Origin of the sequence: Streptomyces vulcanius (assembly GCF_042653945.1) — a bacterium.
Taxonomy (GTDB): Bacteria; Actinomycetota; Actinomycetes; order Streptomycetales; family Streptomycetaceae; genus Streptomyces; species Streptomyces mangrovi.
In genome coordinates, this window is record NZ_JBHSFK010000023.1 from 53344 (window position 1) to 75227 (window position 21884).

At 71.8% G+C, this 21884-nt stretch carries 22 protein-coding genes; 18 read left to right on the forward strand and 4 right to left on the reverse strand.

The genetic code is table 11. The annotated features are described in order from the left end of the window. Window positions 1–8 precede the first annotated feature (8 nt). The 13 genes from ACFPIH_RS31245 to ACFPIH_RS31305 all read left to right on the forward strand — a co-directional run bounded on the left by ACFPIH_RS31245 (window position 9) and on the right by ACFPIH_RS31305 (window position 11617). Window positions 9–1211 (forward strand): acyl-CoA dehydrogenase family protein, encoded by a 1203-nt coding sequence (locus tag ACFPIH_RS31245; RefSeq protein WP_381175830.1) that lies wholly within the window; start codon window positions 9–11, stop codon window positions 1209–1211. After that, a complete protein-coding gene (locus tag ACFPIH_RS31250; protein ID WP_381175833.1) occupies window positions 1208–2164 on the forward strand; it encodes a phosphotransferase family protein in 957 nt (318 codons plus the stop codon). The genes ACFPIH_RS31245 and ACFPIH_RS31250 overlap by 4 nt, the downstream gene beginning before the upstream one ends. 20 nt (window positions 2165–2184) lie before the next feature. Beyond that, the gene (locus ACFPIH_RS31255; RefSeq protein ID WP_381175836.1) at window positions 2185–3441 is read left to right on the forward strand and encodes an acyl-CoA dehydrogenase family protein; all 1257 of its coding nucleotides are present in this window, start codon (window positions 2185–2187) and stop codon (window positions 3439–3441) included. Further along, window positions 3438–4214: an SDR family oxidoreductase gene (locus tag ACFPIH_RS31260; RefSeq protein WP_381175839.1), complete on the forward strand. Its 777-nt coding sequence runs from the start codon at window positions 3438–3440 to the stop codon at window positions 4212–4214. Before ACFPIH_RS31255 ends, ACFPIH_RS31260 begins: the two co-directional genes overlap by 4 nt. Continuing rightward, window positions 4211–4987: an SDR family NAD(P)-dependent oxidoreductase gene (locus ACFPIH_RS31265; protein WP_381175842.1), complete on the forward strand. Its 777-nt coding sequence runs from the start codon at window positions 4211–4213 to the stop codon at window positions 4985–4987. The genes ACFPIH_RS31260 and ACFPIH_RS31265 overlap by 4 nt, the downstream gene beginning before the upstream one ends. Continuing rightward, window positions 4972–5769 (forward strand): enoyl-CoA hydratase/isomerase family protein, encoded by a 798-nt coding sequence (locus tag ACFPIH_RS31270; protein WP_381175845.1) that lies wholly within the window; start codon window positions 4972–4974, stop codon window positions 5767–5769. Before ACFPIH_RS31265 ends, ACFPIH_RS31270 begins: the two co-directional genes overlap by 16 nt. A 24-nt stretch (window positions 5770–5793) precedes the next feature. After that, on the forward strand, window positions 5794–6945 hold the full coding sequence (locus ACFPIH_RS31275) for an acetyl-CoA C-acetyltransferase (RefSeq protein WP_381175848.1): 1152 nt from the start codon (window positions 5794–5796) through the stop codon (window positions 6943–6945). A 60-nt stretch (window positions 6946–7005) separates the two neighbouring features. Continuing rightward, complete coding sequence (locus tag ACFPIH_RS31280) at window positions 7006–7626, forward strand: TetR/AcrR family transcriptional regulator (protein WP_381175852.1); 621 nt, start codon at window positions 7006–7008, stop codon at window positions 7624–7626. A gap of 183 nt (window positions 7627–7809) precedes the next feature. Beyond that, entirely contained in the window at window positions 7810–8169 is a 360-nt protein-coding gene (locus ACFPIH_RS31285; protein WP_381175855.1) for a nuclear transport factor 2-like protein, read from the forward strand. A gap of 40 nt (window positions 8170–8209) precedes the next feature. Further along, window positions 8210–8590: a hypothetical protein gene (locus tag ACFPIH_RS31290; protein WP_381175858.1), complete on the forward strand. Its 381-nt coding sequence runs from the start codon at window positions 8210–8212 to the stop codon at window positions 8588–8590. A gap of 79 nt (window positions 8591–8669) precedes the next feature. Next, window positions 8670–9005 (forward strand): EthD family reductase, encoded by a 336-nt coding sequence (locus ACFPIH_RS31295; RefSeq protein ID WP_381175861.1) that lies wholly within the window; start codon window positions 8670–8672, stop codon window positions 9003–9005. A gap of 18 nt (window positions 9006–9023) precedes the next feature. Continuing rightward, window positions 9024–10523, forward strand: a complete 1500-nt coding sequence (locus tag ACFPIH_RS31300) for a class I adenylate-forming enzyme family protein (protein WP_381175864.1) — start codon at window positions 9024–9026, stop codon at window positions 10521–10523. Window positions 10524–10573: 50 nt separating this feature from the next. Further along, window positions 10574–11617, forward strand: coding sequence for an MBL fold metallo-hydrolase (locus ACFPIH_RS31305; RefSeq protein ID WP_381175867.1), 1044 nt, complete (start codon window positions 10574–10576; stop codon window positions 11615–11617). Window positions 11618–11651: 34 nt separating this feature from the next. On the opposite strand, the gene ACFPIH_RS31310 is transcribed toward ACFPIH_RS31305, so the two are convergent. Genes ACFPIH_RS31310 through ACFPIH_RS31320 form a run of 3 tightly spaced genes read right to left on the reverse strand, consistent with a single transcriptional unit; the run spans window position 11652 to window position 14703 of the window. Continuing rightward, window positions 11652–12410 (reverse strand): SDR family NAD(P)-dependent oxidoreductase, encoded by a 759-nt coding sequence (locus tag ACFPIH_RS31310; protein WP_381175870.1) that lies wholly within the window; start codon window positions 12408–12410, stop codon window positions 11652–11654. 56 nt (window positions 12411–12466) lie between these two features. Further along, window positions 12467–13504 (reverse strand): phosphotransferase family protein, encoded by a 1038-nt coding sequence (locus ACFPIH_RS31315; protein ID WP_381175873.1) that lies wholly within the window; start codon window positions 13502–13504, stop codon window positions 12467–12469. Further along, window positions 13501–14703, reverse strand: a complete 1203-nt coding sequence (locus ACFPIH_RS31320) for an acyl-CoA dehydrogenase family protein (protein WP_385877904.1) — start codon at window positions 14701–14703, stop codon at window positions 13501–13503. Before ACFPIH_RS31320 ends, ACFPIH_RS31315 begins: the two co-directional genes overlap by 4 nt. 133 nt (window positions 14704–14836) lie before the next feature. Between ACFPIH_RS31320 and ACFPIH_RS31325 the strand changes: the two genes are divergently transcribed. After that, complete coding sequence (locus ACFPIH_RS31325; protein ID WP_381175879.1) at window positions 14837–15481, forward strand: TetR/AcrR family transcriptional regulator; 645 nt, start codon at window positions 14837–14839, stop codon at window positions 15479–15481. Between the two features lie 180 nt (window positions 15482–15661). Then, window positions 15662–17605: a CASTOR/POLLUX-related putative ion channel gene (locus ACFPIH_RS31330; RefSeq protein ID WP_381175882.1), complete on the forward strand. Its 1944-nt coding sequence runs from the start codon at window positions 15662–15664 to the stop codon at window positions 17603–17605. Window positions 17606–17611: 6 nt separating this feature from the next. On the opposite strand, the gene ACFPIH_RS31335 is transcribed toward ACFPIH_RS31330, so the two are convergent. Then, on the reverse strand, window positions 17612–18682 hold the full coding sequence (locus ACFPIH_RS31335) for a LacI family DNA-binding transcriptional regulator (protein ID WP_381176135.1): 1071 nt from the start codon (window positions 18680–18682) through the stop codon (window positions 17612–17614). Window positions 18683–18866: 184 nt separating this feature from the next. Between ACFPIH_RS31335 and ACFPIH_RS31340 the strand changes: the two genes are divergently transcribed. From ACFPIH_RS31340 to ACFPIH_RS31350, 3 genes are read left to right on the forward strand one after another with little or no spacing between them, the layout of a single operon-like run. Beyond that, entirely contained in the window at window positions 18867–20099 is a 1233-nt protein-coding gene (locus ACFPIH_RS31340; RefSeq protein ID WP_381175885.1) for an ABC transporter substrate-binding protein, read from the forward strand. Between the two features lie 4 nt (window positions 20100–20103). Further along, window positions 20104–20991, forward strand: a complete 888-nt coding sequence (locus ACFPIH_RS31345) for a carbohydrate ABC transporter permease (RefSeq protein ID WP_381175888.1) — start codon at window positions 20104–20106, stop codon at window positions 20989–20991. Continuing rightward, window positions 20988–21884, forward strand: coding sequence for a carbohydrate ABC transporter permease (locus tag ACFPIH_RS31350; RefSeq protein ID WP_381175891.1), 897 nt, complete (start codon window positions 20988–20990; stop codon window positions 21882–21884). Before ACFPIH_RS31345 ends, ACFPIH_RS31350 begins: the two co-directional genes overlap by 4 nt.

Consider the following 21884-nt stretch of genomic DNA (forward strand, 5'->3'; position numbering starts at 1 on the left):
GTGACGACATGACCCGTATCCCCGAACCGGAGGAGTTCCGCGCCCTGGCCCGGCAGTGGCTCACCACGGCCGCCCGGCCCCGCGCCGCCGACGGGGAGTGGGGCAGCGGCTCCGACTCCGTCGCCGTGTTCGAGAACCGGACCGAGCGCCAGGAACGCGAGCACACCGCCCGCACCCAGGAGTGGGAACGCACCCGCTTCGACCAGGGATGGGGCGCGCTCAACTGGCCGGCCGTGTACGGGGGGCGCGACCTGCCCGCCTACTACGAGCAGCTCTACCGCGCCGAGGAAGCCGCCTTCGACGTGCCGCAGCGCACCGAGATCTTCCCGGTCACCCAGCAGCTCGTCGCGCCCGCGATCGGCATCTGGGGCACCGACGAACAGAAGCTGCGCTGGCTGCGGCCCATGCTGCGCACCGACGAACTCGCCTGCCAGCTCTTCTCGGAGACCGAGGCCGGCTCCGACCTCGCCGCCGTTCGCACCAGGGCCGTACGGGACGGCGACACCTGGGTCCTCGACGGCCACAAGGTGTGGACCTCCGGGGCCCGGGTCGCCACCTGGGGCGTCGCGGTGTGCCGCACCGACCCGCAGGTACGCAAACACGCCGGCATCACCGTCTTCCTGGTGCGCATGGACGCGCCGGGCGTGACCGTCCGGCCCATCCGGCAGATGACCGGCGGCGCCAGCTTCAACGAGGTCTACCTCGACGGCGTCGTCGTCCCCGACACCGACCGGCTCGGACCCGTCGGCGAGGGCTGGCGGGTCACCCTCAGCGTGCTGGCCGCCGAACGGCTCGACTCCGGAAACCTCGGGCTCGACAACGCCGACCGGGCCCTCGACCTGGCCAGGAACCTGCCCCGCCCGCTCACCGACGGCGAACGCGGGCGGGCCGCCGACCTCTACGTCCGCGCCCTCGTGCAACGGCTCATCGCCCTGCGGGTGACCGGCGCCCTCGTCGCCGGGCGCGAACCCGGCGCGGAGGCCTCGGTCGGCAAGCTGTACGCCACCGAGACCATGCGCCGCACGACCGATCTGGCAGCGGAGCTGCTCGGCCCGAGCCTCGTCGCCGACACGGGGGAGTGGGGCACGTACGCCTGGACGGAGCACCTGCTCGGCGCGCCCGGCTACAGCATCGCGGGCGGCACCGACGAGATCCAGCACAACATCCTCGCCGAGCGTGTGCTCGGCCTGCCCAAGGAGCCCGCCCGATGAGCACGGCCACGGAGACGGCGGAGCTGGCGGTCCGGGTCCGCGCCCGGCTGGGGGCGTCGGCGGGGGAGTTGAGGACCCTGCCGGGCGGCCACTCGGGGCTGACGTACTCGATCGCCGTGGGGGACGCGAAGTACGTCGTCAAGGCCGTGCCCCCGGGACAGCGGCCCGTCGGACGCAACGACGTCCTGCGCCAGGCACGGGTGCTGGGCGCACTCGCCGGTTCCGATGTGCCCGTGCCCGGCGTCGCCGCCGTCGAGGCGACACAACCTGCCTGGTTCGCCATGGAGTTCGCGGCGGGAGAGGCTGTCGAACCCGTACTCGACGAGCCCGCGCTGTCCCCCGGGACCGCCCGCGCCCGGATGCTGGAGATCGCCTCGGTCCTACGGCGGCTGCACGCCACCGACGTCCGGGCACCGGCCCTCGACGCGCCGGAACCCCTCGACGCGGCCGGTGAACTGGCCCGCTGGAGCCGCACCATGCACGCCGTCCCGGCCGAACTACGGCCGGGAGGCGAGGAGTTGATCGAACGCCTCGCCGCCGAGGTGCCCGCCGGACTCCCACCGGTCCTGCTGCACGGCGACTTCCGGCTCGGCAACGTGCTGTGCGTCGGGGAGCGCCCGGTGGCCGTCGTCGACTGGGAGATCTGGAGCGTCGGCGACCCGCGCATCGACCTCGGCTGGTTCCTGCTCTTCGCCGACCACCGCAACTTCCCGAGCCTGGGCCGTGCCGTCCCCGGGCTGCCCACCGAGGCCGAACTCCTCGACGCCTACCTCGACGGCGGCCCCGCGCTGCCCGCGATGGACTGGTTCCGGGCCCTGGGCCGGATGAAGATGGCCGCGATCATGGGCCACAACCTGCGCCGGCACCGCGAGGGCAAACATCACGACCCGGACCAGGAACGACTGCCGCCCACCATCGCCGCGATGATCCGCACGGCGCGCGACCTCCTCTAATCCCGCAAGAAGGAGCAACCGTGGATTTCGCCTTCTCGCCACGGGCGAGTGAACTCCAGGACCGTATGCGGTCGTTCATGGACGAGTACGTCTTCCCCGCCGAAGCCGTCTACGACCGGCAGCTCGCCGAGGCGGACGACCCGCACGCCCTGCCGCCGGTGATGACGGAGCTGAAGCAGAAGGCACGCGCCGAGGGCCTGTGGAACCTCTTCATGGCACACGGCGACTGGGGCGCGGGACTCACCAACCTCGAATACGCGCCGCTCATGGAGCTGGCCGGCCGCTCGATCATCGGTCCGGAGGTCTTCAACTGCTCGGCGCCCGACACCGGGAACATGGAACTGCTCGCCCTGTACGGCACGCCGGCCCAGCAACAGCGCTGGCTGCGGCCCCTGTTGGCGGCAGAGATCCGGTCCTGCTTCGCCATGACCGAACCCGAGGTGGCGAGTTCGGACGCCCGCAACATCCGCACCCGCATCACCCGCGACGGCGACCACTACGTCGTCAACGGCCGCAAGTGGTACACCTCCGGGATCCTCGACCCCGACTGCCGGCTGATCATCCTGATGGGCAAGACCGACCCGGACGCGCCCACCTACCGACAGCAGAGCATGCTCCTCATCCCCCGGGACACCCCGGGCATCACGGTCCTGCGCGATCTGCCCATGTTCGGCTACACCGACCGGCTCGGCCACGGCGACGTGCTCTTCGAGGACGTCCGGGTGCCGGTGGAGAACATCCTCGTCGGGGAGGGGGAGGGCTTCGCCCTCGCCCAGGGGCGGCTCGGGCCGGGGCGTATGCACTACGCGATGCGCGCCGTCGGATTCGCCGAGCGCGCCCTGCGGCTGATGTGCGAACGCGCCACCGAACGCGTCGCCTTCGGCGGGCCCCTCGCCGAACGGGGCGTGGTGCGCGAGTGGATCGCCCGCAGCCGTATCGAGATCGAGCAACTGCGGCTGCTGGTCCTGAAGTCGGCGTGGCTGATGGACACCGTCGGCAACGCCGCGGCCCGCATGGAGGTCGCCGCCATCAAGGTCGCGGCCCTGGACGTCGCCCACCGGGTCGTCGACCGCGCGGTCCAGACACACGGCGCGGCCGGGGTCAGCGACGACACCGTGCTGGCCCGGCTGTACGCCGTCACCCGCGCGCTGAAGATCGCCGACGGCCCCGACGAGGTGCACCTGCGCACGGTGGCCCGTCAGGAACTCGCCCAGTACGAGAAGAAGGCCCAGACGAAGGCCCAGGAGAAGGCCCAGATGAAGGCAGGGACAGCGTGAGCGGCAACACCCTCGACGGCAGGGTGGCCGTCATCACCGGCGGATCCCGCGGCATCGGCCTGGGCATCGCCACCGCCTACCGCGCCGCCGGCGCACACGTGGTGATCGCGGCCCGCAAGCCGGCCGGACTCGCCGAGGCGCGCGAGCAGTTGGAGCGTGTCAAGGGCGACGGCGGCCTCCACACCGTCGTGGCCAACGCCGGCGAGCCCGACCAGGCCGAGGCATGCGTGGAGGAGACCATGTCCCGCTTCGGCCGGGTCGACATCCTCGTCAACAACGCGGCGACGAACCCGTACCACGGCGACCTGCTCGACCTGGACCTGCCACGTGCGGAGAAGACCGTGCGCGTCAACCAGTACGGCATGATCGCCTGGACGCGCTGCGCCTGGCGGGCCTGGATGGCCGAGCACGGGGGCGCCGTCGTCAACATCGCCTCCGTGGGCGGACTGATCGTCGACCCGCACATCGGCTACTACAACGCCACCAAGGCCGCCATGCTCCACATGACCCGGCAGCTCGCCTACGAACTCGGGCCCCGGGCCCGGGTGAACGCCATCGCCCCCGGACTGATCAAAACGGAACTGGCCCGCGCCGTATGGGAGGTCCGCGAGCCGATCCTCACCGCCAAGCTGCCGCTGCGCCGCCTCGGCACGGTCGAGGACGTCGCGAACGCGGCCCTGTTCCTGGCGTCCGACGCCTCCTCCTGGATGACGGGCCAGACCCTGGTGCTCGACGGCGGCGCCACCGCCCTGCCGATCGGGGTGGACGAGTGACCGCGCCGCCGCGAACCGCTATCGACCTGTTCTCGCTCGAGGGCAGAACGGCCGTCGTCACCGGAGCCTCCGCGGGGCTCGGCGCCCGCTTCGCCACCGTCCTCGCACAGGCCGGCGCCACCGTCTTCGCCGCCGCCCGACGCATCGACCGGCTCAAGGAACTCGCCGACTCCGACGCCCGCATCCACCCGGTCGCCTGCGACGTCTCCCTCGAAGCCGACCGTACGAGACTGGCCGCGACGGCGCTGGCCGGCACCGGCCGGATCGACGTCCTCGTCAACAACGCCGCCGCCCCGGGCCGCACCCGCGCCGCCGACGAGACACCGGAGGACTTCGCCGACGTACTCGGCGTGAACCTCACCGCGCCCTTCCACCTGGCGCGGCTCACCGCCGAGGCGCCGGCCCCGGCAGGTGGCAGGAGCATCATCAACGTCGCCTCCATACTCGGCCTGGTCTCCGCCGCGCCCCTCGGCGGCGCCAGCTACTCGGCGTCCAAGGCCGGACTGATCGGCCTGACCCGCGAGCTGGCCGGACAGTGGGGCGCCGACGGCACCCGCGTCAACGCGCTCGCCCCGGGCTGGTTCCGCACCGAGATGACCGAGGACCTCTTCGCCGACGACCGCTCCGGCCGCTGGGTCGAACGGGGCACCCTGCTGGGCCGCGGCGGCGACGCCCACGAGCTCGACGGCGCACTGCTGTTCCTGGCCTCGGACGCGTCCTCGTACTGCACCGGGCAGGTCCTCACCGTCGACGGCGGATGGACCGCGCGATGACCGTGACCGCCGACATCGGGGACGACGGCCTCGCCCATGTCACCCTGCGCCGCCCCGCGGCGGGCAACGCCATCGACCTCGCGACGGCGCGCGGACTCCTCGACGCGGCCCGCGCCTGTGAGCGCGCGTCCGTACGGGCCGTGCTGCTCACCGGTGAGGGACGGTCCTTCTGCGTGGGCGGCGACCTCCGGGAGTTCGCCCGGTTCTCCGGCGGGGCACTGGAGAAGCACCTCCTCGCGGTGACCGACGCCCTGCACGACGCGCTGCGCACGTTCGCCGCGCTCGACGCGCCCATGGTGGCCGCCGTCCAGGGAGCCGTCGCGGGCGCGGGCATCGGCCTGGCGGCCGCCGCCGACGTGACCCTCGCGGCGGCCGACGCCTCGTTCACCGCCGCCTACACCGGCATCGGCTACTCGCCCGACGCCGGTGTGACCTGGTCGCTGCCCCGCCTCGTCGGACCCAAGCGGGCCCTGGACCTGCTGCTGACGAACCGCAGGGTACCGGCGGCGGAGGCCGCCGCGATCGGACTGGTGAGCCAGGTCGTCCCCACCGGACGGCTCGCCTCCGAGGCCGCCCGGACGGCCGGGGCCCTGTGCCACGGCCCGACCGCCGCCTTCGGCGCCACCCGCCGGCTCGTCGCCGCCGGACTCACCTCGGATCTCACCACCCACCTCGACCGCGAGGCCCGGGCCCTCGCCGCCGCGGCCTCCTCCGAGGCGGGGCGTGAGGGCGTGGCCGCCTTCTTCGAGAAGCGGGCGCCCGACTTCCCGCCCGGGACCTGAACCCACACATCAAGGGAGCCCACCGTGTCGCAAGCATTCGTCGTCGGAGCCGTCCGAACCCCCGTCGGCCGCCGCAGGGGCACCCTCGCCGGTGTGCATCCCGCCGATCTGGGCGCCCATGTGCTGCGCGCCCTGCTGGAGCGCACCGGGGCCGACCCCGACGCGATCGACGACGTGTACTTCGGGTGCGTCGGCCAGATAGGCGCCCAGACCGGGAACATCGCCCGCACCGCGTGGCTGTCGGCGGGCCTGCCCCACCACGTACCCGGTACCACCATCGACCGGCAGTGCGGTTCCTCCCAGCAGGCCGTGCACTTCGCCGCCCAGGCGGTCGGTTCCGGCGCCGCCGACCTGGTGATCGCGGGCGGAGTCGAGGTGATGAGCCTCGTCCCCATCGCCAGCCCGATGACCGTCGGCGAACAGGCCGGACTCGGCAGCCCCTACGCCGGGGCCGGCTGGCGCGAACACTTCGGGGACCAGGAGGTGTCGCAGTTCCGGGGCGCCGAACTGATCGCCGAGAAGTGGGGTGTCTCCCGCGAGGACATGGAGCGGTTCGCGCTCACCAGCCATGAGCGGGCCCTCGCCGCACAGGCCGGGGGCGCCTTCGACGACGAGATCGTCCCCGCCTTCGGACTCACCGCCGACGAGGGTCCGCGCGCCGACACCACGCTCGAGAAGATGGCGGGACTCAGGACGCTCACCGAGGGCGGCCGGCTGACAGCCGCTGTTTCCAGCCAGATTTCCGACGGCGCCGCCGCCCTGCTGATCGCCTCGGAGGAGGCCGTGAACCGTCACGGCCTGACCCCGCTGGCCCGCGTGCACACCATGGCCGTGACCGGCTCCGACCCGATCCATATGCTGACGGGCCCGATCCCCGCCACCGAGAAGGTCCTCGCCAGAGCGGGTCTGACGATCGAGGACATCGACCTGGTCGAGATCAACGAGGCTTTCGCCTCCGTCGTCCTTGCCTGGCAGAAGGAGATCGGCGCCGACCCCGCGAGGGTCAACGCGTACGGAGGCGCCATCGCGCTCGGCCATCCGCTCGGCGCCACGGGCGCCCGGCTGATGACCACCCTCGTCCACCAACTGCGCAGGACCGGCGGGCGCTACGGTCTGCAGACGATGTGCGAGGGCGGTGGTATGGCCAACGCGACGGTCCTCGAAGTTGGCAACTGAGTTCAACTTGGGTTTACTCTCGGGTACGCACACGGTGGGTGACGGCCATGGAGAGGGAGCATGACGAGGATCGTTGAACCGGAGGCAGGACCGAGGTCCAAGCGCGCCGCCATTCTCACGGCCGCGGTGGACTGCTTCGGCGAGACGGGCTTCGAGGCCACCAAGTGGTCCACCGTGGCGGAGCGGGTGGGCATCGGACAGACCGCCCTCTACCACTACTTCGAGTCGAAGACGCACTGTCTGCTCACCATCATGCGACTCGAACTGCAGCGGTCCCACGACCGGTTCGTCGAGGCGACCGAGGATGCGGCCGACCCCGTCGAGGCACTGCGGGCCGCGGTCCGCGCGGCGTACGACGTCTCCCCGCAGGAGGTGCTCCAGATGCGCATCCTGCAGAACCACATGGACCTGCTGTCCGGCTCGCGCCGCTCCAAGCGCGAGGAGGCGGAGCGCGTCGCAGCCCGCCAGCTGGTCCAGGTCGTCGAGCGGGACTGGATGAACCTGCTGGTGAAGGGCATGGCGCAGGGCGCCTTCCCGCTGCGGGACGCCCAGCTGCTCGGCGCGAGCGTGCTGGGCCTGATCGTCAGCGTGTGGCGCTGGTACCGGCCCTCGGGGCCGACGCCGCTCTCCGAGATCAGCGACCTCATCGAGGGCGCCTGCGTACGCATGGTCGCCGGCTGACCCCCGGCGCTCCTGCCCCGCAGCCCCCTTCCGGCCCCCGACGGACATCCGTCGGGGGCCGTGCCGCATGACCATTGCCAGGTGTGTGACCACCGCATTAAGATTTCCATCGAGCTGAACTGAACTGAACTCAGGTTGACTGATAACCCGCACCGAATACCGTACTGCGAGAGAGGTTCACTCATGGCCGGTGTGCTGCGCGCCTACATGGCACGTATGGACAGCGATCACCCGGAGCAGGCGCTCGACCTGCTCGAACCGGACTTCCGCTTTCTCATCGCCCTCCCGGGCGGCGAGGCGACGGGACACTCCAAGGACGACTTCGCCGCGTACATCGCCGGCCGCAACGCCGTCGAGCGGTCCCACGAGATCCTCCGTTCCAGTTCCGACCGCGATCTGGAGACCGTGTACGGAGTGGTGACCGAGGCCGGGAAGACCGTCGGGTCCTTCCTGTCCGCCGCCGTCGTCACCCCGGACGGCCGGATGGCCCGCTACCAGTCGTACTTCTCCACGACCTACGACCTCATCGACCGGGCGGACTGACGGCCATGACCGTCGACACACAGGTCGTAAAGGAGCCGACATGACCGACACCTCCACCGCACCCGCCCCCTTCCTGACCGCGTGGTTCGAGATCCTCGACAGCGACGAGCCGACCAGGATCCTCGACCTGATCAGCGACGACTTCTCGCTCTCCATCCTGTTCTCCACCGGCGACGGCAACGCCACCGACTTCGCCGGGGACCGCGCCGCGCTGGTCGGCTACCTCGAGCAGCGCGAGAAGGGCACCCGTACCCACCACCGGCTGTCCGCGACCACCCTCGGCCAGGACGAACTCTTCCTCGGCGAGGTACGGCGCTCGGGCGTCCCCGAGGCGAGCTTCGTGGCAGCGGGACGGGTGGACGCGAAGGGGCGGCTGCAACGGCTGCTCATCGGCCGCTCGTCGCAGATCCGCTTCGACTGAAAGTGATTCGCTCGAAAGTGATTCGCTCGAAAGTGATTCGCTCGAAAGTGATTCGCGCGAACGTGTTTGGAGGACAGCCATGTACAACCTCGTCCTGCTGGCCGCACGGCCCCCGGACTGGACGCACGAGCGGTTCATCGCCTGGTGGCGCGGCGACCACGCCGAACTGACCTACCGGCTGCCCGGCCTGCGCGCCTGGCGGCACACCGAGATCGACCAGGCACTGGAGCCCCGCTCCGAGGGCTGGGACGGGCTCTCCGTGCTGAGCTTCGACTCCCCCGAGGACCTCAAGGCGGCCCTCGCGAGCCAGGAGTGGGCGGACGCGGTGGCCCAGGTCGGGGACATGAAGGGCCGCCGCATCGCGGTGATGGGGCACGAGGCGGAGATGTTCACCACGGAAGCCGGCACGGCATAGCCAGGAAGCGGTAGCGGTATGCGACAGGTAGTGCGGGAGTTCCAACGCAGGGCCGAGCAGGCGGACTTCGTCGCCGTCGTGGACGACACCGGCAGCCATACGGCACGCGAACTGCTGGCCGAGGCGGCCCGGCTCGCCGACGCGATGTTCCCGGACGGCGCCGGCGGCACCGTCCTGCTCCAGGCGGACAACTCGTGGCGCACCGTCGCCGGCAGCCTCGCCGCGGGCATGACCGGCGGAGTCCTCGCGGTCGTCAACCGGCACACGTCGTCCGCCGAGTTCGCCGCGGCCTTCGAGGACATCCGTCCGGACGCCGTCGTCGCCGAACCGTCGGCGCACGACGAATGGGCGCTGCCCGAGCTGCTGCCCGGCCGCACCGGCACGGTCCTCGACGGCTGGACCTGCCGGGTGGCACCCGGGCCGCGTGACGTGTCGCGGTGGTCGGGCGGCGTTCTCATCGGACTGACCTCCGGCTCCACCGGACGGCCCAAGGGCGTCGTGCAGTCCGAGGAGGCCCTGCGCTACGCCGGCCTGAACACCATCGACATCAATGGCCTGACCAGTGGCGATGCCGTGGCCGCGATCGTGCCGCTCTCCTCCACGGCCGCATACTGCTTCGGCGTCTATCTCTCCCTCCTGCTCGGCGGCCCGCTCGTCCTGACGGCGAAGTGGGACCGCGCCGTCGCGCTGCGCCGGATGGCGGAGAACGAGGTCCGCTGGACCATGTGTGTGCCGACGATGGCGCTCCAGATGGGCGCCGAGGCAGCCGGATCCCGCGTTCTGGCCGGGGTCCGCTCGATCACGGTGGGCGGCGGCCCGATGGACCGCGGCGCCCTGGGCCGCGCCGAACGGTCCCTGGGCACCAGGATCCTCCGCGTGTTCGGCATGTCCGAATGCCTCGGACACACCTCACCGCGGCCCGAGGACCCCGAGGAGATCCGGCTCGGCCGGGACGGCCGCCCCTTTCCCGGCACGGACCTGCGCGCCCTCACCCCCGACGGGGCCAGGACCGGCCCGGGCGGCACGGGCCGGGCCCAGGTGCGCGGTCCCTCGCTCTTCCTGGGCTACGCCCGCGACGGCGGGGTCGTGCCGCCGGAGCTCACCGCCGACGGCTACTTCGCCACCGGCGACCTGCTGATGACCCACGAGGACGGCACCGTCAGCATCATGGGCCGCGAGAAGGACATCGTCATCCGCGGCGGCCGCAACATCGACATCACCGAGATCGAACGGGCCGTCGCCGGATACCCGCGGGTGGCCAGGGCGTGCGTCGCGGCCGTGCCCGACGAGGTACTGGGCGAACGGGTGGCGCTGCTCGTCGTCACCGAGGACGGCGCCGGCATCGACCTCACGGAGGTGACCGGACACCTGGAGAGCGTCGGACTGTCCAAGACCAAATGGCCCGAATTCGTGTACGAGGTCGAGGAGTTGCCCCAGACCAAGGTCGGCAAGCTCGACCGGGCCGGGGCCCGCGCACTGGCCCACCGGCTGCGCGCGAGAACGCCCGAGTCGACCTGACCCGAGGGCGTACCCGACCACCAGCAGCACACCACCAGCAGGAGAGAGACATGACGACAGCGCGGTTCGACCAGGGCCCGTGGGCAGCGTCCGGAGTCCAGACCGTACAGCCCGGAGTGCACCGCGTTCCCCTTCCCCTGCCCAACGACGGGCTGCACGCCGTCAACGTCTATCTGCTGGAGCATCTCGCGGACGACGACGGGATCGTCATGATCGACGGCGGCTGGGCGATACCCGAGGCACGCAAGGTGCTCGAGGAGGCGCTCGCCGCCATCGGCCGCGATCTCGGCGACATCAGCCACATCCTGGTCACCCACATCCACCGCGACCACTACACGAACGCCGTGGAGCTGCGCCGGCTGCTGGGCTCGCGGGTGTACCTGGGAGCGGGGGAGCGGCCCGGCCTGGAGATGCTCGACCGGCTGCGCAGCGACGAACCCGCCGGATCACTGGAGACGCTGCGCCGGGCGGGCGCGGCCGAACTCGCCGACCGCATCGCGGCGATGCACCACGGCGGCTACGACCCGAGCGTGTGGGAGGCCCCCGACCGGTGGCTCGGCGCGGAGACCCTCCGCTTCGGCGACCACGCGCTGCACGTCGTACCGACTCCCGGGCACACCAAGGGACATGTGGTCTACCTGGACGAGCAGCGCGGTCTGCTGTTCTCCGGGGACCACGTGCTGCCGCACATCACCCCGTCCATCGGCTTCGAACTCGCCGAACCGGGCGGCAGGCCGCTCGCCGACTACCTGGACTCGCTGCGGCTGATGACCCGCTACGCCGACGCCCGGCTGCTGCCCGCGCACGGACCGGTCGCGGACAGCGCCCACACCCGCGTCGCCGAGCTGCTCACGCACCACGACAACCGGCTCGCCAAGAGCCTGACGGCGCTGGGCGAGGACACCCTGGACGCCCATGCCGTGGCGCGCGAACTGGGCTGGACGCGCCGGGAGGTGCCGTTCGCCGAACTCAACCCGTTCAACCAGATGCTCGCGGTCAACGAGACCGCGGCGCACCTGGATGTCCTCGTGCTGCGCGGCCGGGCCACGGTGCTTTTCGTGGACGGGGTGAACCAGTACACGCGCGTGCGGTGAGGAACGAGGGGGCACAGGTCGTGCCCCCTCCCCGTCAGCGCGCCGTCCAGCCGCCGTCCACGTACAGCTCGGAGCCGGTGACGAAGCTCGCGTCCTCGGACGCGAGGAACGCCACCGCCCCCGCGACCTCGTCGGGCCTGCCGAGCCGGCCCATGGGGGTGCCCTCGATCATCGCGGTGTGCCGGGGTGTGCCCCGCCACAGTTCGCGCGAGAGGGGTGTCTCGATGAAGCCGGGGTGGATCGAGTTGACCCGGACACCGCGCGTGGCCCAGTGCAGGGCCGCGTTCTTCGTCATCAACCGCACCGCGCCCTTGGCCGCGTGGTACGAGAACTGACTGCCGAAGCCGCCGACGGTGCCGAAGATGGACGCGATGTTGACGACCGAGCCCCCGCCGGACCGCTCGATCGCGGGGCCGCCGTGCTTCATGCCGAGCCAGACCCCGCCCTGGGTGACGGCGATGACCTTGTCCCAGGACTCCCGCGTCTCCGTCTCCACGGTCCGCATCTCGGCGATGCCCGCGTTGTTGACGAGCACGGTCAGTCCGCCCAGCTCGCCGACCACCCGCTCGACGACCCCGCGCCACGCGTCCTCGTCGCTGACGTCCAGCGCGAGCCCGAGCGCCCGCGCCGCGTCGGCCTCCAGCTGCCCGGCGAGCTCGGCGCAGCGGTCCTTGTCCACGTCGGTGACCACCACCGTGGCACCCTCGGCGGCCAGCCGCCGCGACACGGCATCGCCGATTCCCCCGGTCGCGCCGGTGACCAGGGCGATCTGTCCGGCCAGTCTGTCGTGCACGGTTCCTCCTTCGTCCCGAGTGTTGCCGGTCGTGCCGGTCATGCCCGCCATGGCTGTCAGGGCCGTCGGGGCAGGAGTTCCAGCCCCGAGCGCAGCAGCGCCGGCACGGCCGAGCCGACCCGGTCGAAGCCGGTGCCCACGGTCTGCCCCGACAGGAAGCGGGCATGGATGCCCTCCGCGATGACGGCGAGCTTGAAACAGGCCAGCGCCCGGTAGTACGGCAGGGCGCCGACGTCCCGCCCCGACCGCTCGCCGTACCGTTCGGCCAGCTCGTGGCCCGGCGGAAAGCCGGGGTTGGCGGTCGGGACGTGGCGGGCTCCGAGGACCGGCTCGCAGGTGGGATCCCAGTACATGAGGAGCATCCCGAGGTCGGCGAGGGGATCGCCGAGCGTGGCCATCTCCCAGTCGACGATCGCCGCGATCCGCCCGTAGTCGCCGGCCGCCAGGATGGTGTTGTCCAGCCGGTAGTCGCCGTGCACGATGGCCGACGGTCCGCTCGCGGGCAGCGCGCGGCCCAGCCGGCCGTACAGCTCGTCGAGTTCGGGCAGCGTACGCGTGGCGACCTTGTCCCACTGCCCGCGCCAGCGCCGGACCTGGCGTTCGAGATAGCCGTCGGGGCGGCCGAAGTCGCCGAGTCCGACGGCGGAGGCGTCGACCGCGTGCAGGGCCACCAGGGCGTCCACGAGTGCGTCGGCGGCCCGCCGCGCCTCGGCCGGCGGCAGCCCGGCGGCCGCGTCTCCGTCGCGCAGTACGACGCCGTCCACGAAGTCGACGACGGAGAACGGCGCTCCGATCACCTCCGGGTCCGTGCAGGACAGCACCGCCCGGGCGACCGGTACGCCGGTGCCGCCGAGCGCGGCGACCACGCGGAACTCCCGGTCCATGTCGTGCGCGGTGGGCGTCAGCACCCCCAGCGGCGGCCTGCGCAGTACCCACCGGTGTGTCCCGTCGGTCACCTCGTACGTGAGGTTGGACCGCCCGCCCTGCAGCAGCCGGACCGACAGCCGGCCCGCGCACTCCGGCACATGGCGCTCGAAGTACCGTCGCAGCGCGGGCAGGTCGACGCCGACCACGGCCGTCTCCGACGCGGTCACCGCGCGTCCACCCGCTCCCGCGTCGCGCGTACCGCGCGCTTGGCGATGGCCCAGCGATGGGTCTCGGACGGGCCGTCGTAGATACGGAAGGGACGCACCTCGCGGTACAGCCGCGACAGCGGGGCGTCGCCCGAGATGCCGAGCGCGCCGCACACCTGTACGGCCCGGTCGACCACGCGGCCCACCGCCTCGGAGACGTACGTCTTGGCGATCGAGGTGTGCTGCGCGGCCGAGCGGCCCTGGTCCAGCTCCCAGCAGGCCCGCCACAGCACCGCCCGGCCGGCCTCGATGTCGATCTCGGAGTCGGCCAGCATCTGCTGGACCATGCCGAGGTCGCCCAGCGGCCGGCCGAACGCGGACCGCGCCGCCGCCCGCTCCAGGGCGACGTCCTGCGCCCGCCGCGCGACGCCGAGCCAGCGCATGCAGTGGGTCATCCGCGCGGGGCCCAGGCGCACCTGCGCGTAGGCGAACCCCTGGTCCACCTCGCCGAGGACCGCGTCGTCGCCGACCTCGCAGCCCTCGAAGAGGACCTCGCTGTGCCCGCCGAACAGCCCCTGGTCCAGCGTGTCGATGTTCCGGACGATCTTCAGACCCGGGTTGTCCGCGTCGACCAGGAACATGGTCGCGCCTCCCGCGTCTCCCGGGCCGCCGCCGGTGCGTGCCATGCAGATCGCGAAGGCGGCCCCGTCCGCACCGCTGATGAACCACTTGCGGCCGTCGATCCGCCAGCCGCCGGCGGTCCTCGTGGCGGTGGTGGCGAGCGCCCGCGGGTCGGACCCGGCGCCCGGCGCAGGCTCGGTCATCGCGAAGCAGGACCGCACCTCACCGGCGGCCAGCGGGCGCAGATACCGCTCCTTCTGCCGCTCGGTGGCCACCACTTCGAGCAGATGGGTGTTGCCCTCGTCGGGCGCGGCGCAGTTCAGCGCGAGCGGCCCCAGCAGGGAGTAGCCGGCCGCCTCGAACACCACCGCCTGCCCGCACAGGTCGAGGCCGAGGCCGCCCCACTCCGGGCCGACATGCGGAGCGAACACCCCCGCAGCACGGGCCGCTTCCTGAAGCCTCCGGCGCAGCGGCTCCGGCCCGGCGTGGACGTTCCCGTCGCAGGCCTGCTCCTCGGGCAGCACCACGTCCCGTACGAACTCGGTGGTGCGCCGTGCGAGGTCGGCGACCCTCTCGTCGATGTCGAACCCGATGGCCACATTCACTCCCGAGATTGGCTACTGACCATTAGCCATGACATGCCCGAGGATGCCCACGTGTCAAGGGTCTCGGCTATAGTGGCTGCTCAGGCGTGACGGGGTCGGCTAATAACCAGTAGCTTCAGGAGTCCGGTTGAGTTCAGCCCAGGGAGGACCGTACGAGCGGGCGCACCGGCCCGTGCGGGCGGAGGGGGTGCCCGTGCACGACCGCCGGTCGGCGATCCGGCAGGCCGCGCTGCGCCTCTTCGCCGAGCAGGGCTACCGGTCCACCACCATGAGCGACATCGGGGCGGCCGTCGGCATCCGCGGGCCGAGCCTCTACAAGCACGTGGCCTCCAAGCACGAGCTGCTGGCCGAGATCATGGTCGGCACGATGGAGCAGCTCATCGCCGACAACATCGCCGCCGTCGGCGGCGGCGATGTCGTCGGCGAGCCACGCGAGCAGCTGCGCCGCGCGGTGGAGGCGCACATCCGCTACCACGCCCGCCACCGCCTGGAGGCGTTCGTCGGCAACCGGGAGATCGGCAGCCTGGAACAGCCCGACCAGGAGCGGGTGCTCGGCCGCCGCAGCGACTACGAACGGCGCTTCCGCGAACTCATCGAGCGCGGCGTCGGCGAGGGCGCCTTCCAGGTGCGGTCGGCCAGGATCGCCTCGTACTCGATCCTCGACATGGGCATCGGCGTGTCCAGCTGGTTCCACGACGGGGGCGAGTTCTCCGTCGACCAACTGGCCTACCAGTACGGCGACATCGCGCTGAGAATCGTGGGCGCCGAATGACAACGCCTCCCGCCGCCTCCGCGTCGGTCGAGTCCCGGTCCGGTCTGTCCGGTGTCAGCAAGGAACTCTCGCGGCTCCCGAAAGGATGAATGATCCGGCCGCTCGGCGTGTCGCGGGCGTGGGAGCAACACCCTTCGGCTCAGAAGACGGGGAACCGTGAGTCGGCCGTAGGGGGCGTGGGTGGCAGAGCGGTGGCGGCGGGATTCGCTGCGCGACAGGGCGCGCTATCTGTTCGACACGACACTGGCCCGCAGCACCGGCACGCTGCTCGGCTGGCTGGCCGTGTGCTGTCTGGCCGTCGTCGTGCCGGTGAGCGCCCTGCTGGTGTGGACGGACCCGAACGCGCCGAGCACCCTGCCCGGACGTCTGACCGCCGTGTGGCGCACCAGCACCGAGACCCTGCGCCTGGGCGGCGCGACCGGCGCGCCGCTGCGCATGCTGCTCTCCGCGCTGCTCGGGCTGATCGCCCTGCTGTGCGTGTCCACCCTGATCGGTGTGATCACCACGGGCCTCGGCGAACGGCTGGCGGAACTGCGCAGGGGCCGCTCGACGGTGCTGGAGCGGGACCACGTCGTCGTGCTCGGCTGGGCGGACCAGATCCACACGGTCGTCGGCGAGCTGGCCGCAGCCCGCGCCGGCCGGGGACCGGCCGTGATCGCCGTCCTCGCCGACCGGGACCCGGCCGAGACGGAGACGGCGCTCAGGGCCGGGCTGCGCGACCTCGTCGACGTCCGGCTGGTCTGCCGTACCGGATCGCCGACGGACCCCGGGGCGCTCGCACTGGTGAACCCGGCCGCCGCCGCCTCGGTACTGCTTCTCCCGTCGGAGCGTGCCGACGCGGACCTGGAGGTCGTACGGGTCCTGCTGGCACTGCGGACCGTGTGCGGGGACGAGCCGGGGCCGCCGGTGCTTGCCGCGCTGCGCGACCGGCGGTATCTGCCGGCCGCGCGGCTGGCGGCCGGCCCGCGGGGCACGGTCCTGGAGACCGATCTGACCACGGCCCGGCTGCTGGTGCAGTCGGCCCGCAGCCCCGGGCTGCCGGCCGCGCTGCGGGACCTCCTCGACTTCGCCGGAGCCGAGTTCCATGTCCTGGACGTCCCGGAGGCAGCGGGAACCCCGTTCGCGGAGCTCGCCCTGCGCTTCGAGACGGCCTGCGTCGTCGGGCTCCTGCCTGCCGACGGCCGCCCGCTGCTCACCCCGCCGCCGGAGACCGTCGTGGGCCCCCGGGACCGCCTGGTCGTCGTCGCCCACGACGACACGGCCGTCCCGGCCTTCGACGGCCGCGCGTACGTCGACCCCTCGGCCGTCGCCGCGCCGGGACCGCAGCCCCAGGAGCCCGCACGGACACTCCTGCTCGGCTGGAACCGCCGCGCGCCCCTGGTCGTGGACGTCCTGCGCCGGACCGCCCGGCCGGGATCCGTCCTGCACGTGCTCACCGGCGGCCCGGACCCGGGTGCCCTGCCGGACGCCGGACGGCTCGAGATCGTCCACCACGTCGGCGACCCGCTCTGCCCCGAGACGCTGCGGGACCTCGACGTGTTCGGCTACGACAGCGTCCTGGTGCTGGGCCCCGACACGGGAGCGGGCCCCGAGAGGCCCGACGACCGGGTCCTGCTGACCCTGCTGACGTTGCGCTCGATCGAGGAGGACACCGGCCGGCCGCTGCCGGTCGTGGCCGAGCTGTGCGACTCGCGCAACCGGGCGCTGGCCCCGCTGGGCCCGGCCTCCGACGTGGTGGTCCGAGGGGAGCTGACCGGCCTGCTGCTGGCGCAGATCGCCCACGACCCCGCCCTCGCCGCGGTGTTCGACGAGGTGTTCGCCGTCCGGGGCGGCGCCCTGGCCCTGCGCCCCGCCGGGCACTACGTTCGGCCCGGCCGGGAGGCGTCGTTCGCGACGGTCGCGGCGGCGGCCCTGGACCGCGGCGAGTCCGCGATCGGCTACCGCGCCGGCGCGGACGCCGACGGCGTCACCCTGTGCCCCGGCAGGACCGAACGGCGTGTCTGGGCCGCCGACGACGAGATCCTGGTGGTCACAGCGGCCCCCGCCGGAGCCGACGGCACGCTGCCCGGGATGCGGCGCGACCAGCACGAGGGTGACTCCCCGGTGGGCGCGTCGTCGGGATGACGTGGCTCACTCCGGCGTCCGGCGCGCGTCCGCAGTCTCCCGTGTCGCCCCCGTGCTGCCCCGCAGGATCAGCCCCGGCACCGGCACCCGTACCGTCCCCGCCGGGCCCCCGTCGAGCAGCGCCATCAGCTCCCGCGCCGCCGTCCGCCCGAACTCCACGCTGTCCCGGGACAACGCGGACAGCCACGGCTTGACCATGCGGCACAGCGCCGAGTCCTCCCAGGACACCACCGACACGTCGGCCGGTACCGCGAAGCCCAGTTCGGCCGCCGCGGCGACTCCGGCGAGCGCCATCACGTCGTTGTCGTAGATGAGCGCGGTCGGGGGCGCGGCGGAGCCCAGGACCCGGCGCGTGACCGCCGCGCCCTGCGCGTCCGAGTAGTCGGTCGGCACCGACTGCACCTCCGTCAGCCCGCGCCGCTCCGCCTCGGCGCGCAGGGTACGGATCCGGCGCTGGGTGTGCGCGAGGTCCGGCAGCCCGGCGATGTGCACGATCCGCCGGTGCCCGAGCGCGTACAGCTCGTCCACCACCGACGCCATGGCCCCCGCGTCGTCCGCCCACACCGACGACAGCCCCGGGTGGCGCTCGTCGGGCGCGCCGCCGATCACCACCGCGGGCAGGCCGAGTTCGTCGAGCAGCTCGGGCCGCGGGTCGTCGGTGCACGGGTCGACGACCAGGACGCCGTCCACCCGGTGCTCGGCCCACCAGCGCCGGTACACCGCGCACTCGTCCCGCACGTCCCGCCCGATCTGGAACAGCAGTCCGAGATGACGCTCCGCCAGCACCTCCTGGATCCCCGAGACGAGCTGGAGGAAGAACGAGTCCACGCCCAGCGTGTGCGCAGGACGGGCCAGTACCAGGCCGACCGTGGCCGCGCCCTCCCCGGACAGTGCGCGGGCCGCCGTACTGGGCCGCCATCCCAGCTCCTCGGCGACCCGGCGCACCCGCTCCCGGGTGACCTCCGAGACCCCCGGACGCCCGTTCAGCGCGAACGAGACCGCGCTCTGCGAGACCCCGGCGCGCTGCGCGATGTCCTGCATGGTGGGCCGTCGCGCCGGTGACCGCTTACCTGGCAAGGCGTTCTTCCCCATTCCCGCGACAATTCCCGGACAGTATGCACTAATGCGCTTCAGCTCAACAGGCCTAATGCGCATAAGCAACTAATGAAATTAGCTTCGCATGCGCCATTGACGGGCATGTCAACCGCCGTGCAAGGTCTGCGTCGTTGGCCAACTCCACCGCAAGGGAGGCAGTTTCACCGTGCCTATTTCCCGCAGAGCCCTCGCCGCCGCTGCCGTCTGTTTCGTCCTCCCGCTGAGTGCCTGCGGTTCCGGCGGCGGCGACGGTGGCTCGGCCGACGCCTCGGGCAAGGTCGAGGGCGACATCACCTTCCAGACCTGGAACCTGCGCGCCAACTTCAAGTCCTACTTCGAGGGTGTGATCGCCGACTTCGAGAAGAAGTACCCGGGCACCGACGTGAAGTGGATCGACCAGCCCGCCGAGGGCTACGCCGACAAGATCAGCGCGGACGCGGCCGGCGGTACCCTCCCGGACGTCGTCAACGTCTCGCCCGACCTCGTCGCCCCCCTCGCCAAGGCCGGGCTCGCCCTCGACCTCGACAAGGCCGCCGGCCAGTACGGGAAGGAGTACCTGGACGGGGCCTGGGCCAGCCACCGGATACCGGGCATGTCAGGGTTCCAGGAGGCCGGACTCGACCCCGAGCAGCCGCCGAAGACGTACGACGAACTCTTCGCCGACGCCCTGGAGTTGGCGCGGAAGAGCGACGGGAAGGTCGCCACGCTGGCCAACGTGCCCACGATCGAGGACTTCGGCCGCTACGGCGTCCCCCTCATGAACGGCGAGGGCACCGCCTTCGCCTTCAACGACGCGAAGGGTGTCGAACTCCTCACCAAGTACAAGGAGTTGTACGACGCCAAGGCCCTGGACCCGCAGGCGCTGACCGCGACCCCGGAGTCCTCCGGCAAGAAGTTCCTCACCGGGGCCGTCGCCATGAACCCCGGCAGCGCCCTCGACCTGGACAACTTCAAGAAGCAGGCGCCGAACCTCTACAAGAACATCGGCATCACCGACCAGATCACCAGCACCGGCCACGTCAACATGTATGTGATGGGCGTGATGGTGAACGCCCAGAGCAAGCGGAAGCCCGCCGCCGTCGCCTTCGCGCACTACGTGACCGACGCCGAGCACCAGATGTCGTTCGCGAAGCAGGTCGCCATCTTCCCGAGCACCGCCGGTTCGCTGGACGACCCGTACTTCACCAAGGAGGACGGCACCGACGAGACCCGCGTCCGGATCGCCGCCGCCAAGTCCCTGAAGAACGCCGTCAACTACACACCCGTGCTGTTCAGCGAGCAGATGAAGACCGCGCTGCGCAACGAGGTCGCCAAGGCGCTGCAGGGTAAGCAGAGCCCGGAGGAAGCTCTCGACAACGCTGTCAAGGAGTGCGACACGCTGCTGAAGCAGCAGGGCTGAACCGATGGCCACCCTCTCGAAAGTGCGCCGCCAACTGCCCGTCAGTCCCTGGCTGTTCGCCGCCCCTGGTCTGCTCGTCGCCGGCGCCTTCGTGCTCTACCCGTTCCTGTCCACGGTGGCGAACTCCTTCACGGACCGCCGCACCCTGATCCCCGGGGAGTTCGTCGGCCTCGCCAACTTCCGCGAGATGCTCCACGACGACATGTTCTGGATCGGACTGCGCAACAGCACGCTCTACGTCCTCGGAGTCGTCCCCGCCCTCGTGGTGCTGCCGCTGCTGCTCGCCCTCCTGGTGCAGAAGAACATCCCCGGCATCACCTTCTTCCGGTCCGCCTTCTACACCCCGGTCGTCGCCTCGATCGTCGTCGTCGGACTCATCTGGGTCTGGCTGCTCGACGAACGCGGCCTGGTCAACTCGCTGTTGGAGACGGTCGGCGTCGGCCGCGTCGGCTTCCTCAGCGACCAGTGGCTGCTCCTGCTGAGCGCGATGGCGGTCACGGTGTGGAAGGGCCTCGGGTACTACATGATCATCTACCTGGCCGCGCTGGCCGGTGTGCCGCGCGAGCTGCACGAGGCCGCGGCGGTGGACGGCGCGGGCGCGGTACGCCGCTTCCTGACCGTCACCGTGCCCGCGGTCCGCTCCACCATGGTCCTGGTCGGGGCGCTGTCCTCCGTCGCCGCGTTCAAGGTGTTCTCCGAGGTGTACCTGATGGCGGGCCCGAGCGGGGGACCGGCCGGTGAGGACACCACGCTGGTGATGCTCGTCCAGCGCACCGGCACCGGTCTGACCGGCCGCGTCGGCTACGCCTCCGCCCTCTCCGTGGTCGTCTTCGCCGTCACCGTCGCGCTGATGCTGCTCGTGCTGCGGGCCGACCGGAGGGACGGGACATGAGCGTCCTGGAGAAGGCACGGCCCGCCCCCGTGATGGACGAACCGCGGATCACCGATGAGCACGGCCGCCGCATACGGCCCTGGGAACTCGCCCTGCGCTACCTGCTGTTGCTCGCGGTGCTCGCCCTGACCGTGGGCCCCTTCGTATGGCAGCTGTCCACCTCGCTCAAGAGCCCCACCGAGGACATCTACAGCTCCCCGCCGAGCTTCCTGCCCGCGCACCCCACCGTGCACAACTACGAGCGGGTCGCCGACACCATCCCCGTGTGGGACTACGCCTTCAACTCGCTCAAGGTCGCCACCGCCAACGTCGTGACCAACTGCGTCGGTTCGGCCCTCGCCGGCTACGCGCTCGCCCGGCTGCGCTACCGGGGCCGCAGGGTGGCGACGCTCGCCTTCGCGCTCGCCATGCTGGTGCCGGTCGAGGGCATCATCATCGCCCAGTTCACCACCATGCGGGAACTCGGCCTCAACAACACCCTCATCGGCGTCGTCCTGCCTGGCTGCATCGGCGCCATGAACGTCCTGCTGATGCGCAACGCCTTCCTCAACCTGCCCTACGAGATCGAGGAGGCGGCCTTCGTCGACGGGGCCAACGTCTGGCAGCGGTTCCTGCGGATCGCGCTGCCCTCGGTGAAGGGCACGGTCGCCGTGGTCGCGATCTTCGCCTTCATGGGAGCCTGGGACGACTTCCTGTGGCCGCTCATCGTGCTCAGCGACCCGTCCAAGTTCACCCTGACCATCGGCCTCAACTACCTGCACGGCACCTTCGCCAACGACGAACGGCTCGTCGCCGCCGGCACCGTCATCGCCGTGGCACCGCTCATCGCCCTCTTCGCCTGTCTCCAGCGGTACTTCTTCCGCGGGGTCGGCGAGGGAGCGGTCAAGGGCTGA

Coding starts and splice junctions, on each gene's coding strand:
- ACFPIH_RS31250 (WP_381175833.1), top strand. CDS start 1,208: ATGAGCACGGCCACGGAGACGGCGGAGCTGGCGGTCCGGGTCCGCGCC.
- ACFPIH_RS31305 (WP_381175867.1), top strand. CDS start 10,574: ATGACGACAGCGCGGTTCGACCAGGGCCCGTGGGCAGCGTCCGGAGTC.
- ACFPIH_RS31245 (WP_381175830.1), top strand. CDS start 9: ATGACCCGTATCCCCGAACCGGAGGAGTTCCGCGCCCTGGCCCGGCAG.
- ACFPIH_RS31280 (WP_381175852.1), top strand. CDS start 7,006: ATGACGAGGATCGTTGAACCGGAGGCAGGACCGAGGTCCAAGCGCGCC.
- ACFPIH_RS31345 (WP_381175888.1), top strand. CDS start 20,104: ATGGCCACCCTCTCGAAAGTGCGCCGCCAACTGCCCGTCAGTCCCTGG.
- ACFPIH_RS31270 (WP_381175845.1), top strand. CDS start 4,972: ATGGACCGCGCGATGACCGTGACCGCCGACATCGGGGACGACGGCCTC.
- ACFPIH_RS31290 (WP_381175858.1), top strand. CDS start 8,210: ATGACCGACACCTCCACCGCACCCGCCCCCTTCCTGACCGCGTGGTTC.
- ACFPIH_RS31350 (WP_381175891.1), top strand. CDS start 20,988: ATGAGCGTCCTGGAGAAGGCACGGCCCGCCCCCGTGATGGACGAACCG.
- ACFPIH_RS31300 (WP_381175864.1), top strand. CDS start 9,024: ATGCGACAGGTAGTGCGGGAGTTCCAACGCAGGGCCGAGCAGGCGGAC.
- ACFPIH_RS31285 (WP_381175855.1), top strand. CDS start 7,810: ATGGCCGGTGTGCTGCGCGCCTACATGGCACGTATGGACAGCGATCAC.
- ACFPIH_RS31295 (WP_381175861.1), top strand. CDS start 8,670: ATGTACAACCTCGTCCTGCTGGCCGCACGGCCCCCGGACTGGACGCAC.